This is a genomic window from Fundidesulfovibrio magnetotacticus (genome assembly GCF_013019105.1).
In the GTDB taxonomy this organism is placed as follows: domain Bacteria; phylum Desulfobacterota; class Desulfovibrionia; order Desulfovibrionales; family Desulfovibrionaceae; genus Fundidesulfovibrio; species Fundidesulfovibrio magnetotacticus.
Window position 1 is genome coordinate 24,569 of the sequence record NZ_BLTE01000022.1, and the last position, 14,245, is coordinate 38,813.

Annotated in this window: 6 protein-coding genes; all 6 read right to left on the bottom strand. The window is 66.7% G+C overall.

The genetic code is table 11. From position 1 onward, the window contains the following. Positions 1-6: 6 nt before the first annotated feature. Entirely contained in the window at positions 7-2,238 is a 2,232-nt protein-coding gene (locus NNJEOMEG_RS18255; protein ID WP_173086909.1) for a type VI secretion system Vgr family protein, read from the bottom strand. 245 nt (positions 2,239-2,483) lie between these two features. Next, complete coding sequence (locus NNJEOMEG_RS18260; protein WP_173086910.1) at positions 2,484-4,769, bottom strand: type VI secretion system Vgr family protein; 2,286 nt, start codon at positions 4,767-4,769, stop codon at positions 2,484-2,486. A gap of 25 nt (positions 4,770-4,794) precedes the next feature. Continuing rightward, positions 4,795-7,131: a type VI secretion system tip protein TssI/VgrG gene (locus tag NNJEOMEG_RS18265; protein WP_173086911.1), complete on the bottom strand. Its 2,337-nt coding sequence runs from the start codon at positions 7,129-7,131 to the stop codon at positions 4,795-4,797. A gap of 61 nt (positions 7,132-7,192) precedes the next feature. Next, positions 7,193-9,427, bottom strand: coding sequence for a type VI secretion system Vgr family protein (locus tag NNJEOMEG_RS18270; RefSeq protein ID WP_173086912.1), 2,235 nt, complete (start codon positions 9,425-9,427; stop codon positions 7,193-7,195). Positions 9,428-9,471: 44 nt separating this feature from the next. Then, positions 9,472-11,745 carry a type VI secretion system Vgr family protein gene (locus NNJEOMEG_RS18275; protein WP_173086913.1) on the bottom strand — a complete coding sequence of 758 codons (2,274 nt, stop codon included), beginning with the start codon at positions 11,743-11,745 and terminating at the stop codon, positions 9,472-9,474. A gap of 148 nt (positions 11,746-11,893) precedes the next feature. Continuing rightward, entirely contained in the window at positions 11,894-14,239 is a 2,346-nt protein-coding gene (locus tag NNJEOMEG_RS18280) for a type VI secretion system Vgr family protein (protein ID WP_173086914.1), read from the bottom strand. Positions 14,240-14,245: the final 6 nt, after the last annotated feature.

Consider the following 14,245-nt stretch of genomic DNA (forward strand, 5'->3'; position numbering starts at 1 on the left):
CGATGCTCAGATGATGTTCAGGTTTGAGACGATCTTCGTGACGGTCCCCGAAAGTTCGGTCACCTGGGTTTCCACCTTGGTGACCTTCAAATTGACCTCGTCGACCGAGGTCTGGACGCGTTGGACCGAGGCGGCGACCTCTTCCTTGGCGGTCGCCACCTCCTGCGAGCTGGCCAGGGTGGCGGTGCGCGCTGCGATGGCCTCGTTGCAGGAGGCGGTGACGGCGTCAGCCGAGGCGACGAGTTCGCTGCGCAGCGTGACGATGCTGTTCTCGGTCCCCGTGATGCGCTGCTCGGCCGACGTGATGGCGTCGGCGTTGGCCCTGACGTCGGTGTGGTTGGCCACGATTTCTTCGATCGACCCAGCAAAGATCGTCTTGTTGCCGAGAAGCTTCTGCACCGCGCCCAGAAGCGCCGTGCGCTCGGCCTCGGCCTTGACCACGCTGCCCCGCAACTCCTTGTAGACGGGCGCGAACTCGGCGTGCGCGCCCACGCACAGGCCCGTGTTGAGGCCCACCACCGTCTCCAGCCTGCCGCCCAGGTTGGTTTCCGAGGCGAATCCGGCCACCACGTCGGTCTTCACGCCCGTGATCAGCTCCAGGCTTGCGCTGGCCGAGATGCTCAGCGTGGCTGCGGTGGAGATGGTCACGCCGTTGTTGTTCCAGTTGTAGGCCACGCCGCCGCCGTCATCCTGCTGCGCGCCCAGGGCCAGAAAGCTCTGGCTGGTGGGGCTGGAGAGGAGCAGGCTCTGCGCGCCCTCCTTGTCCTGGAAGTGGATGCGGTTGCCCCCGGCCGTGGCGATGCGCGCCTGGGTGCGGCTGGCCTGGGTGACGGGGCTCTTGGTCTCGGGGTTGGGCACGGCCCCGGTGATCACGGGTCGGTCCGGGTCGCCGTCGAGGAAGGAGACCAGCACCTCCGCGCCCTTGTGCAGGGGCATGTGCATGCCGTAGCCCGCCCCGGCGTAGGGCTGGGCCATGCGCACCCAGGCCGATGCGTGGCCCGGCCCGCGCCCCGAGACGTCGAAGGGCATGCGCACCTTGTAGCGGCCCTGGGCGTCCACCTCGGCGTAATGGCCCGAGCCCTCGGCGTCCACCTTGGCCGGCAGCGCGCCGGCGATGCGCGGCCTGGGCGTTTCGTGGGCCGCCCGGAACTGGGTGGAGGCCGGAATGGCCGTGAAGCGGTTGCGGTAGGTCACCGCCGGCTCGCCGGGTTCGCGGTGGGCGTGGCCGAGGGTTTCGGCGAGCCACCCTGTCTGGGAGCCTTCGTGACGGCAGGAAACGGCCAGGAGCTTCTCGTTGAAGGCCTTGCGCGGGTGCCCGGCGATGGCGAACGTGTACCCCGGGCGCAGGAAGGGCACGGCCGATTCGCCCTGGAAAAGCTTCTCCCGGCAGGCCAGCGACTGGGCGCGCATCCGCGCCAGGGCCCGGCCCTGGTCCCGGGTGACGAAGTGCATGCCGTAGACCGAGCGCTCGCCCATCCCCTTCTCCGAGACGGGGGCGCTGGCCTCCAGCTCCAGGGAAGGGATCTCGGGGTTGTAGTCGCGCAGGTGGACGCTCCGGGGCAGGCGCGTCTGGGAGAACTCCAGCCGGGTGACCACCTCCTCCTCGTGGCCCACGGGCAGCGAGGAAACGGGCGAGTAGAGCAGGCGCGCGCCCTGGGGCATGTCCACGTGGGCCGTGGCGGTGTCGGTGACCGTGAGAACCTCGCCGTCGTCGCCCTGCTCGAAGAAGAAATAGAGCCCGGAGTGTTCCATCCAGCGGGAGGCGAAGGCGAAGTGGGTCTCGCCGTACTGGCAGACGTACTCCATGGCCGGGTAGTTCGCCATGGCGCGCACGGCGAAGTCGAGGCCCGGGCGCAGTCCGCCGTCTGCGAAGACGGCCTCCAGGAGGCCCGGCACGGCCATGTCCAGGAAAATCTGGTTGTGGGTGGACTGGGTGAGCCACCAGGCCCTGGGGCGCAGTACGGCCCGGCACACGGCCCGCTTCCCCGAAATCGAGAGCAGCTCGAAGCGCTCCAGCACGCCGTGGAAGGGAATGTCCCCGCGCGGCCGGGCGATGGTGAACACGGCGGGCGCGGCCAGGGCGGCGTCGAAGTCCAGGTCGGGGTCCTGGGCCACGAGGGTGATGTCGAAGCGGTAGAGGGCGCTCAGGCCCTCTTCGCCCTCGAAGCGCGCCACATGGAAGGCCCCTGCGGGGAAACCCTGGATTTCGAAGCGGAACTTGGGGTCTTCTCTGGGCATGGCGGACGGTCCTCTACGACAGATGAAGCGAACGGACGGGCGAGCCCTGCGCCGTTGCACGCTGTGAACCCGGGGCGGCCTGCCGCGTCCGGGCCTTGCGGCGCCTGTCCGGGGGGCAAGCCTGCGTGGTCACCCCCCATTGCATGCGTTGTGCATGAACTCCCGGGCGAAGTCCATGGCCGTGGTCACGGGCGGGCGTGCGGCGGCAGGCGGGGGGCATGGGTTCCGGGCTTCCGTCGGCGCGCCTAAAGGACGATGAAGGTGCCCGCCATGAGCACGTTGTCGGCCGTGACGTTGGTGACGTTCACGGTGAGGGCCGTCTTGTCGTTGATCATCTGGGTGAGCTGGGCGGCCATGTGGTTGCCTTCGGCGATCACCTCGTCCTTGGTGGCCGCAACCTCCTCCTTGGAGGCCAGGGTGGAGGTCTTGTTGGCGATGGCCTGGGTGTAGTCGGCGGCGATGGTGTCCTTCTGGGCGGTGAGCTCGTTCTTTGTGGCGTAGGTGCGTTGCACGTCGGCGGCCACGTCGGTCTTGGCGGCGGTCACCTCGTCCTTGGTGGCCAGGGTGTTGGTCTTGGCCGCGATGAGTTCGTCCACGGAGTCGGCCAGGGTGTTCTTCTGGCCCAGCAGGGTGTTCACCTGGCCGATGAGGCGCTCCTTCTGGGCGTCGGCTTGGCGCACGGAGGCGCGCATTTCGTACCAGATGGGGGCGAACTCGGTGTGCGCGGCGAGGTTGGTGGTGATGCTCATGCCCGCGTTGAGCGTGTAGTTGAGGCCGATGGTGTTGCAGGAGTAGAGGCCCAGGTTGGTCTGGGTGTTCTCCACGATGATCACGGTGTTGGCGAACTCCGCCTTGACGTTGAACCACTGGGGCGTGGTGATGTTGATGCCGGACTGGGCCATCTCCTTGATGGCGTCGCCCGTGGCCTTGGCCGCGTCCTTGAAGGCCTGGCCGAGTTCGCTCCAGTCGGAGGGCGGATCGTTGGGCTCGCCGATGCGCACGAAGTCGCCCTTGGGTGTGGAGTGCAGCAGGATGCGCTGGCTGCCCTCCTGGTCCTCCATGTGGATGCGGTTGCCTCCGGCGGTGGTGATGCGGGCCTGGGTCTGGTTGGCGTCGGTGACGGGGCTTTGCGTCTCGGGGTTGGGCACGGCCCCGGCGATGAGGGGTCGGTCCGGGTCGCCGTCCTGGAAGGAGACGACCACCTCCGTGCCCTTGTGCAGGGGGAAGTGCATGCCGTGGCCCTGCCCGGCGTAGGGCTGGGCCATGCGCACCCAGGCCGAGGCGTGGCCGTCCTTGCGGCCCGAGAGGTCGAAGGGCAGGATGATCTTGTAGCGGCCCTGGGCGTCCACCTCGGCGTATTGGCCGGAGCCCTCGGCGTCGATTTTGGCCGGGAGGGTTCCGGCGATGCGCGGGCGTTCCGTGGAAAGTTCGGGGCGGAACTGCACGTCGGAGGGGATGGCCGTGAAGGCGTTGCGGTAGTAGAGCAGGGTGTCGCGGTTTTTGCCGAAGGAGAGGCCCAGGCCCGAGACGAGCCAGGCCTCCTGGGAGCCCTCGTGGCGGCAGCCGATGGTGAGGAACTCGCGGTTGAAGCCGCCGGTGAAGTGGCGCGACATCTCGAAGGTGTGGCCAGGACGCACGAAGGGGATGGAGGAGACGCCCGCGTAAAGCTTTTCGCGGCACAATAGCTCCTGGGCGCGCACGCGCGCCAGGCGTTCGCCCTCGGAGATGGTCTTGAAGTGCTGCCCGTAGAGGTAGAGCGTGCCCTGGCCGGTGTTCTTGACCGGGGCCTTGGCCGTGAGGTCCAGGGAGGGTTTCTCGTAGTCGTAGTCCTTGAGCACCACGTCCTTGGGCAGGCGGCGCTGGTGCAGGGCGAAGTCCGTGACCACCTCCTCCTCGTGCCCCACCTGCATGGAGGAGGGGGGCGAGTAGCGCAGGCGATGGCCCTGCGGCATGGGCTTGTGGGCCGTGAGGGCGTCGGTGACCACCAGCACGTCGCCGGAGGCCGTGCGCTCGAAGAAGTGGTAGAGCCCTTCGTGCTCCATCCAGCGGGAGGCGAAGGCGTAGTGGGTCTCGCCGTACTGGCAGACGAATTCGCGCTGGGGGTAGGTTCCCGAGAGGGCGAAGCGGAAGTCCAGCCCGGAGGAGAGCCCGGCGTCCTGGAACACCTGCTCCAGGGTGCGGGGGATGTCCTGGTGCAGGAAGATCTGGTGGTGGGTGGTCTGGGTGAGCAGCCAGGCCTTGGGCACGAGCACGGCCCGGAAGAAGGTGTGCGGGCCGGAGCGGCTGGTCTGGTCCAGGCTTTCCAGGATGCCGTGGAAGGCCACGTCGCCCTCGCGGCGGCGGATGGTCAGGGTGGCGGAGGCGGCCAGGGCCTTGTCGAAGTCCACGTCCTTGTCGCCCGCGAAGAGCGTGACTTCGAAGCGGAAGAGCCTGGAGAGGCCCTCCTCGCCGGTGAAGCGCACCACATGGAAGGCGTCGCGGCTGAAGCCTTCGATTTCGAAGGCGAAGCGGGGTTTGTCGGGTTCGTTCACGGGCGTGCTCCTGTGGCGCTACGTATCACATGTACTCCACGGCCGTGGAGAGCACCGAGACGTTCTCCGAGAGCGTGTTCATGGAGGCGGCCATGTTGTTGATGTCCGCGGCCTGGTTGTTCACCGTGGCGGCCACTTGTTCAACAGAGGTGGCCACCTTCTGAACGGAGGCGGCCAACTCGTTCCTGGTGGCCAGGGTTTCGGTCTTCTCGGCGATCGTCTTCTGGCAGGCGGCCGTCACCTCCTCCTTGGAGGCGTTGAGCTCCTGCTTGGTGGCGCGGGTGGCCACGTCGTCGGCCACGGTCTTGATCTTCTGGTTGGCCAGGGTGATGTCGTCGTTGGCGGTCTTGATCTTGGCGTTGATGGCCTTGACCTCGGTGTCCACCAGCTTGGTGTATTCCTGGTGGATGGCGGTCTTTTCAGTGCCCAGTTCGGTCTTGGTGACGTAGTTCTTCTCGATCATCTCCTTCATCTCGATCTCTGCCGTGGCGTAGGTCCACTTGCTGGGGAAGTGGTACTCCACCAGGCCGCCGAACACGGCGTCCACCTTGGCGCCGATGACGGTCTCGGTGTCGATGCCGCCCACGAGCTCGTTCTTCGTGCCCAGGATGGTCTCGAAGCTGGCCTGGACCTTCACGGTGAGCGGCCCGCCGCTCCAGAGCTTGAGGCCCTCGGGCGACCAGGGGCTCTCCTTCTCGCCGCCCTCCTCGCCGCCCGACTCGCCGCCGGATTCTCCGCCGGACTCGCCCGAGCCGGAGCCCGATTCGCCCGAGCCGGAGCCCGAGCCGGAAGACGGCGGATTGTCCTCGGGGTCGTTGTGGGAGCCTATGCGGATGTAGCTGCCCTGGGTGGGGCTGTAGAGCAGGATGCGCTGGCTGCCCTCCTGGTCCTCGAAGTGCAGGAGGTTGCCGCCGGAGGTGGTGATGCGCGCCTGGGTCTGGTTGGAGTCGGTGACGGGGCTTTGCGTCTCGGGGTTGGGCACGGCGGCGGCGATGACGGGGCGGTCGGGGTCGCCGTCGAGGAAAGTGAGCAGCACCTCGGTGCCCTTGTGCAGGGGGAAGTGCATGCCGTGGCCCTGCCCGGCGTAGGGCTGGGCCATGCGCACCCAGGCCGAGGCGTGGCCGTTTTTCCGGCCCGAGAGGTCGAAGGGCAGGATGACCTTGTAGCGGCCCTGGGAATCCACCTCGGCGTATTTGCCGGAGCCCTGGGCGTCCACCTTGGCGGGCAGGGTCCCGGCGATGGAGGGCCTGGGCGTGACGGCCTGCGCGCGAAACTGCACGCCCGCCGGGATGGCCTCGAAGGTGTTGCGGTAGAACAGGCGCGAGTCCTCGCCGGGGGCGAAGGAGAGGCCGAGGCCCGAGACGAGCCAGGCCTCCTGGGAGCCCTCGTGGCGGCAGACGATGGTCTGGTAGCGCTGGTTGAAGTCGTCGTTGAAGTGCTCGGCCATCTCGAAGGTGTAGCCCGGGCGCACGAAGGGGATGGCCGAGACGCCGGTGTAGATCTTCTCGCGGCACTGGATGGACTGGGCGCGGATCCAGGCCAGGTTGCGGCCCAGGGAGGGCGTCTTCAGGCGCTGGCCGTAGACGTAGAACAGGCCCCGGCCGCGCTGGCTCACCTGGGCCTCGGCCTGGAGGTCCTGGGAGGGCGTTTCGTAGTTGTAGTCCTTGAGGATCACCTTCTGGGGCAGCCTTGTCTGGCGCATGGTGAAGGCGGTGACCACCTCCTCCTCGTGCCCGGACTGCATGGAGGAGGGCGGCGAATAGCGGAAGTGCGCGCCCTGGGGCATGGGCTGGTGGGCGGTGAGGGTGTCGGTGACCACCATCTTCTCGCCCTGCGCGCCCTGCTCGAAGTAGTAGTAGAGGCCGCCGCGCTCCATCCAGCGGGAGGCGAAGGCGAAGTGGGTCTCGCCGTACTGGCAGACGTAGTCCCATGTGGGGTAGGTCTCCATGGTGGAGAAGGAGAAGTCGATGCCCGGGTTGAGGCCGCCGTCCTTGAGCACGTCGTTCAGGAAGTCCGGGCTGGCCTTGTCCAGGAACACCTGGTTGTGGGTGGTTTGGGTGAGCCACCAGGCCTTGGGGGAAAGTTCGGCGCGCAGGAAGGTGTGGGGGCCGGAGCGGGAGAGCTCCTCCAGGCTGGCCAGGATGCCGTGGAAGGGGATGTCCCCCTGGGGGCGCTTGATGGTGAAGGTGGCCGTGCTGGAGAGGGCCTTGTCGAAGTCCACGCGCTGATCCTTGGCGTAGAGCGTGATGTCGAAGCGGTAGAGCGTGGAGAGGCCCTCCACGCCCGTGAAGCGCACCACGTGGAAGGCGTCCTCGGGAAAGCCCTGGATGGTGAAGGAGAATTTCTGTTTCGTGTCAGGCATGGTCTTCGCTCCGCGCGATGCCGCGCAAGGATGGTCCGGGCGTCGGGAGTGGCGCGCCGGGTCAGATCACCTGCATGTCCCCCGTGAGCAGGGTGTTGGACAGGTTCATGTGAGTGTCTTCGGAGACGGTCTGGGTGTGGGCGTCGGCGATGGTGGTCATGTTTCCGGCGGTATGCGTCAGTTCACCCGCCGTCAGGGTCTTGGAGGCGATGGTCTGTTCGAGGTTGCCCACGGTCTTGATCTGATCGCCGATCTTCTGGTCGAGGTTGGCCACCAGCTGGGCCTGCACCATGTAGGTCTGGTCGAGGTTGGCCACGGTCTGGCTCTGTTGGGCGATCTCCTGCTTGAGGTTGGCCACGACGTGCTGCTGGGTGTCGATCACCTCGCCCAGTTCCTGGACCACCCGTATGGAATCGTTGATGATCTGTGTGTTGGCGTCCATGAACTCGGTCATCTTGCCGAGCACGGCTTCCTTGTCTGCCTCGGCCTTGCGGACCTTGGGGCGCAGCTCGTACTTGGCCTTGTCGAATTCCGTGGCCACGGCGCACGTGAGGGTGATGTCGGCCCCCAGGTTCACGGTGAGGTTGCCCCCCACGCAGTCGTAGGACTGGAAGCCCACGGTGGTCTGGGAGTAGTCGCCGAAGACCACCAGGTTGTAGGCCTGCACCTCCGCCTCGTAACCCGCGCCGGTCTTGAGGGCCACGCCGTCGGAGGTGCCCCAGGTGCTCCAGTCGGTGGGGTTCTTCGAGCCCAGGCGCAGGAAGCTCGAGGCCGTGGGGCTTTGCAGCACGATGCACTGGGAGCCCTCGAGGTCTTCCATGGAGAGGTGGTTGCCGCCCGCCGTGGCGATGCGCGACTGCGTCTGGTTGGCCGACGTGACCACCGAGCGGGCCGCCGGGTTGGGCACGGCCCCGGCGATGACGGGGCGGTCCGGGTCGCCCTCTTCGTGCACCAGGGCCACCTCGGTCCCCTTGTGCAGGGGGAAGTGCATGCCGTGGCCCTGGCCGCCGTAGGGCTGGATCATGCGCAGCCAGGTGGTGGCGTGTCCGGCATGGCGTCCCGAGAGGTCGAAGGGCATCACGACCTTGTAGCGGCCCTGGTCGTCGAGTTCGGCGTATTCGCCCGCGCCCTCGGCGTCGATGCGGGCGTGGAGCACTCCTGCGATCCAGGGCCTGGGGGTCTTGAGTTCGGGGCGGTACTGGGTGGCGGCGGGGATGGCGGAGAAGCTGTTGCGGTAGAAGAGCTTGCCCGCCGCATCGGCCCGGGCGAAGCCCTTGATGCCCAGGCCCGAGGCAAGCCAGGCCTCCTGGGAGCCTTCGTGCTTCACCTCCAGGGGCAGGTAGGTCATGTTCCAGCCGGACTCGAAGTGGTCGCGCAGGGTGAAGGTCCACCCGGGCTGGACGCTGGGCGAGTCCGACTCGCCGGTGAAGAGCTTCCGGCGGCACTGGTAGGTCTGGGCGCGCACGGAGGCCAGGTACTTGGCCTCCATCATGGAGCGGATGTTGCCGTCGTGCAGGGCGAGCCCCCCCGCGCCCGAGGGGGCGATGCCCGCCTTGGATTCCAGCACCACGTCCGGGATGCGGTAGTTGTGGTCGCGCAGCTGGATCTCCTTGGGCAGGCGCTTGCACTCCAGGGAGAGCCTGGAGCAGCTGCCGCTCGCGTCTGGCGGGGCCATGCCGGAGACCTCGCGGTAGACCAGGGAGCAGCCCGGAGGGGCGCTGGCGTGGGTGTTCAGGTGGTCGGCCACCAGGAGCTTTTCGCGCGCGCCGCTGTGGTCGAAGTAGAAGTAGACGCCGCTACGCTCCATCTGGCGCGAGAGGAAGGCGAAGTCCGTCTCGTTGTACTGGCAGACGTATTCGCGCACGGGGTAGGGCACCAGGGTGCGCATGTCGTAGTCGTGCCCGCTGGAGAGCCCCACGCCCGCGAGGACCTCCTGGATGATCTGGGGGGTCTGGCTGTCCAGGAAGATGCGGCTTTGCAGGTTCTGGCAGAGCGCGTAGGCCCGGGGCACCAGGACCGCGCGGTAGAACACGCGGCCGTCCACGCGCTGGAGCTGCTGGAAGTCTCGCAGCACGCCCCGCCAGGAGACCTGCTCGCCGTCCGCACCGCGCACGGTGAGGCAGGCGTCGCCTGCCAGAGCCGCGTCCATGTCCACGGAGCCTTCGGCGGAGAGCAGGGCGATGTCGAAGGCGTAGAGCTTCGAGAGCCCCTCCGTGCCCGTGAAACGCACCACCAGGAAGGCGTCTTCGGGGAGTCCCTGGATGGTGAAGGCGAACCTGGCTTGTTCCGTGGTCATGAGGAGGGTCCTTTGAGTGCGAACGACAGGTTGGGCCGGGGCGGCTATACCACGTCCACCGTGCCTGCGGCCATGGTGGATACGCCGACCACCTTGTCCTCGGACTCGGTCGTGGTGGAGACCGACACGGCAGTGACCCTCTTCGAGAGGAGCGTCTGTTCCAGGGTTGTGGCCATCAGTTTGAGTTCGGCGGCGAGTTTTTCCTCGGAGACGAGGTTGGCGACCCTGCGGTCGATGCAGCTGCGGAATTCGTTGCGCAGGCGTTCTTCGCTCGAGGCCACGGTGTTCACCCGGGCGCGCACCTGCTGCACCTCGGTGACGAACTCGCGCTTGGCGTCCAGGAGCGCGTCCTGCGTCGCATAGGCCTCGGTCTTTTCCGTGACCACGTCGTTCACCACCTCGCCCACGTTGGTCTTGTCGCCGCACATGGTCACGAGGCTGGCCACCACCTTGTCCTGCTTCTCCTGGGCCTGGCGCTTGCTCCCGCGCATCTCGTACCAGAAGGGGGCGAACTCCGTGTGCGCGGCCAGGTTGAGGGCCACGCTCACGCCCGCGTTGAGGGTGAAGCTGCCGCCGATGAAGCTGCAGGAGTAGCCGCCCACGGTGAGCTGGGTGTTCTCGCCCAGGGTGAGGACGTTGGTGGTCTGGGCCTTCACGGAGAACACGCCCTGGGTGGTGAAGGTGACGCCGCCCGCGCCCAGATAGCTGGAGGAGGTCTGGTAGTTCTGCCAGAGGGTGTCCAGTTCGTTCTGGTCGTCCTGGGTGAAGTCCGGGCCGCCCGCGCCCAGCTGCATGCGCGTCCCGGCCACGGGGCTGGAGAAGTGCACGTACTGGGAGCCCTGGCGGTCCTCCATGTGGAACTTGTTGCCCCCGGCCGAGGTGAGGCAGGCCTGGGTCTGGTTGGCGCTGGTGACAGGCGAGCGCGTGAGCGGGTTGGGCACGGCCCCGGCGATGACGGGGCGGTCGGGGTCTCCTTCCTCGAAGAGCAGGGCCACTTCCGTGCCCTTGTGCAGGGGCAGGTGCAGGCCGTGGCCGGACCCGGCATAGGGCTGGATCATGCGCAGCCAGGCCGAGGCCCTGCCGCCGGAGCGCCCGGAGCGGTCGAAGGGCAGGATGACCTTGTAGCGGCCCTGGTCGTCGATCTCCGGGGTTTCGCCCGAGCCCTCGGCGTCGATGAAGGCGTGGAGCATCCCAGCGATCCATGGGCGCGGGGTGCGCTGTTCGCTGCGGTACTGCGTGGCGGCCGGGATGGCCGTGAAGGCGTTGCGGTAGAAGGGCCTGTCGCCGCCGTCCTCGCGCGCGGCCCCGGGGGCGAGCTGGGCCTCCTGGCTGCCTTCGTGGAGCACCTCCAGGGCCAGGTAGTCCTGGTTCAGGTCCTGCTGGGGGTGGTCGCGCAGGGAGAAGGTCCAGCCCGGGCTCAGGCCGGGGGCGTCGGTCTCGCCGAAGAAGAGGGCCTCGCGGCATTGGTGGATCTGGGCCTGGAGGTGGGCCAGGTAGGTGGCCTCCTTGGCGGAGCGGATGTTGCCGCCCTGGAGGCGCAGCGCGCCCTGGCCGGCCTCGGCGATGACCGTCTGATGCTCGATGGCCACGGCGGGGGTGCGGTAGTTGTAGTCGCGCAGCGCGATGTCCCTGGACAGGCGGCGGCGCTCCAGGCGCAGGCGGCGGCAGGTGCGGCCGGGCTGGCCGGGGGCCAGGCCCGAGGGTTCGCGGTAGTCCAGCTCGTGGCCGTCTGGCAGGGGCTTGTGGGCGTTGCGCGTGTCGGTGACCACGAGTTTTTCGCGGTCGCCGGTGTGGTCGAAAGAGTAGTAGAGGCCGTTGCGCTCCATCCAGCGGGAGACGAAGGCGAGGTCGGTCTCCTCGTACTGGCAGACGTATTCGCGCTTGTTGTAGGGCAGGGTGGTGACCATGTCGAAGTCGTGCCCTTGTGCGAGCCCCGCGCTCTGGAGGCATTCCCGGAGAATCTGGGGGGTGGTCTTGTCCAGGAAGATGCGGCTCTGGCGGGTCATGCCCAGGACGTGGGCGCGGGGCACGAGCACGGCGCGGTAGAAGGGGCGTCCCTCCACGCGGTCGAGCATGTGGAATTCGCGCAGCACGCCCTTCCAGGCGGTCTGCCTTTCCGGGGCGACGCGCACGGCGAGGCTGGCGTCGCCCTCCAGGGCGCGGGCCATGTCCACGGGCCCGCGGGCGGCCTGGAGCGTCACCTCGAAGGAATAGAGCGTGGACAAGCCCTCCTGGCCGGTGAAGCGCACCACATGGAAGGCGTCCGCCGGGAGGGTGGAAACCTGGAAGGTGAACTGGGGCTGGGAGGGCGTGGGCATGATCATCTCTTCCGATTTGTCTGTTGAATGTATGTTTGACGAAACATATCGGCCGCGCACGATGTGAGCGATTGTGTATTTCTGGATTGCTTTTCGAAGTGTCCAGTTTAGGTGTGGGTTCCTGTTGCTTTTGTTGTGTTAGATGGCGTCATACTATTGTCAGATTTCCGGATACAATTGTTGTATTTTCATGTGTTCTTACAGAGGTTACGGCCGCTGTGAATCTGGAATTGTGTATATGTCGAACGTCGTTTGCAACGTCTTCAACGTTAGTGGATACGGACCGTATGCTGACTGCGAGTTGGTCGCATGTATTCGATACATTCGTTAATTCATCGATCATGTATTGTCCGGTCTGGATGACCATATTTCGAGTTGCAGTAATCGAAGTTTCAGCTTTGTTGACTTTGTCCGATGTCACTGTGATCGATGATCGCAGTTCGCCAATGTGTTTCTCTGTGTCAGATATTGACAGTTTTGCTGATGCGATATTACTGTCTATATCAAGTATTTTTGTTGACTTGCCTATGATGCTGTTCAGGTCTGCAATTATCGCGTCTTCCTTTGCGGCTGCCCTTGATTTGGTGAAATATATCTCCTTCCAGTATGGTGCAAAATCTGCATGAAATCCAAGGTTAAAGGTGAGACTCGAGATTGCGTTCATCGTCACGCAAAGCCCCAGCGTATTGCAAGCATACCCGCCAACGTTCCACTGCGTGTTTTCGCCGAGGATCAATGAGTTCGCCGTGGCCGCCTTCACGTTGTACGCCCCGGGCGTGACCCAGGTGACGCCGCCTTGGTCCCCCCAGCTGGCGTTGGTGTCCGAGGCGGGAGCCGGGGCCGGGGCGGTCCACGCCCCACTCACGGTCGATATCTTCCCGTTGGAGGCGTAGTTGACGTTCTTCACCGAGAAGGTGCCGTCCGAGGTGTCGATGTCCGTGGGCGGGTCGTTGGGCTGGCCGATGCGCAGGAAGCTTCCTTCCTTGCGGCAGTGCATCAGGATGCGCTCCTTGCCCGCCTTGTCTTCCATGTGGAAATGGTTGCCCGAGGCCGTGGTGATGGCGTTCATGGTCTGGTTTTCGTCGCGCACGGGGGAGGGCGTGGCCGGGTTGGGCACGGCGGCGGTGATCACCGGCATGTCCGGGTTGCCGTTCACGAACCCCAGCAGCACCTCCGTGCCCTTGCGCAGCGGGAAGTGCATGCCGCTGTTCTCCCCCGCATAGGGCTGCGCCATGCGGATCCACGCCGAGGCCTTGCCGCCCTTGCGCCCAGAGAGGTCGAAGGGCAGCACCACCTTGTAGCGGCCCTGGGAGTCCAGCACGGGCTGTTCGCCGCCGCCCTCGGCGTCGATGAACGCGCTCATGCTCCCGGCGATCACGGGCCATTCCGCGCGGCACTCGCTGCGGTACTGCACAGTGGCCGGGATGGCCGTGAAGGCGTTGCGGTAGAAAAGCTCGTCGCCCAGGCCCCGCGTGGCCACGCCCGAGGTGAGCCAGCCCTCCTGGCTGCCCTCGTGGCGCACCAGGGTGGCCAGGAAGCGCTGGTTGAAGTCGTCGCGGTAGTGGTTGGAGAGCGTGAAGAGATACCCCGGCGCGAGGTGCGCGGCGTTGGACTCCCCGGAAAACACCAGCCCCCGGCAGGCGATCTCCTGGGCGCGCGCGTGGGCCAGGAGCTTGGCTTCCGAAAGGGTGCGGATGTTGCCCCCGTGCACGTGGGCCACGCCTTCGCCGGAGCGGCTCACCAGGGCCTTGGCCGCGATCTCCAGGTTGGGGGTGCGGTAGTTGTAGTCGGTGAGCAGCACCTCGCGGGGCAGGCGGCGCTTGTGGGCGCGCAGGCCGTGCACGGCCGAACCCGTGAGCGGGGCTTCCAGGCCGCTGGGCTCCGTGTGCGTCAGCTGCTCCGATCCGGGCAGGGGCGGATGGGTGGTGAGCGTTTCGGTGAGCACCAGGCGGTCGCACCCCTGGGATTGGTCGAAGAACCAGTAGAGCCCGTTGCGCTCGGCCCAGCGCGAGAGGAAGTGATAGGGCGTCTCGTTGTACTGGCAGACGTATTCCCGCTTCGGATAGGAGCGCGAGGTGACCACCTCGAAATCCTGCCCCTTGATCAGCCCCGATGCGGCAAGGCACTCGGTCAGGGTGGCAGGGATGTCCTGGTTCAGGAAGATGCGGCTGCCGCGCGAGCGGTTGAGCCGTTCGGCCCGGGGCGCGAGCACCGCCGTGTAGAAGGCGTGGCCGCCCGTGCGGTGCTTCTGCCGGAAATCCGTGAGCACGCCGTGCCAGACCCGCTCCGGCAGGTCGCCCTGGGCGGCGATGCGCAGGGCGGCCGCTCCCTCCAGCGCCTTGTCGAAGTCCACCGAGAGGTTCTGGGAGATCAGGGTGATCTCGAAGCGGTAGAGGGTCGAAAGTCCCTCCTCGCCCGCGAAGCGGACAACATGGAAGGTGTCCTTCGGCAGGGTGGAGACGCTGAAGCTGAAGGGGGCTTGGGTGTACTGCATGACGCG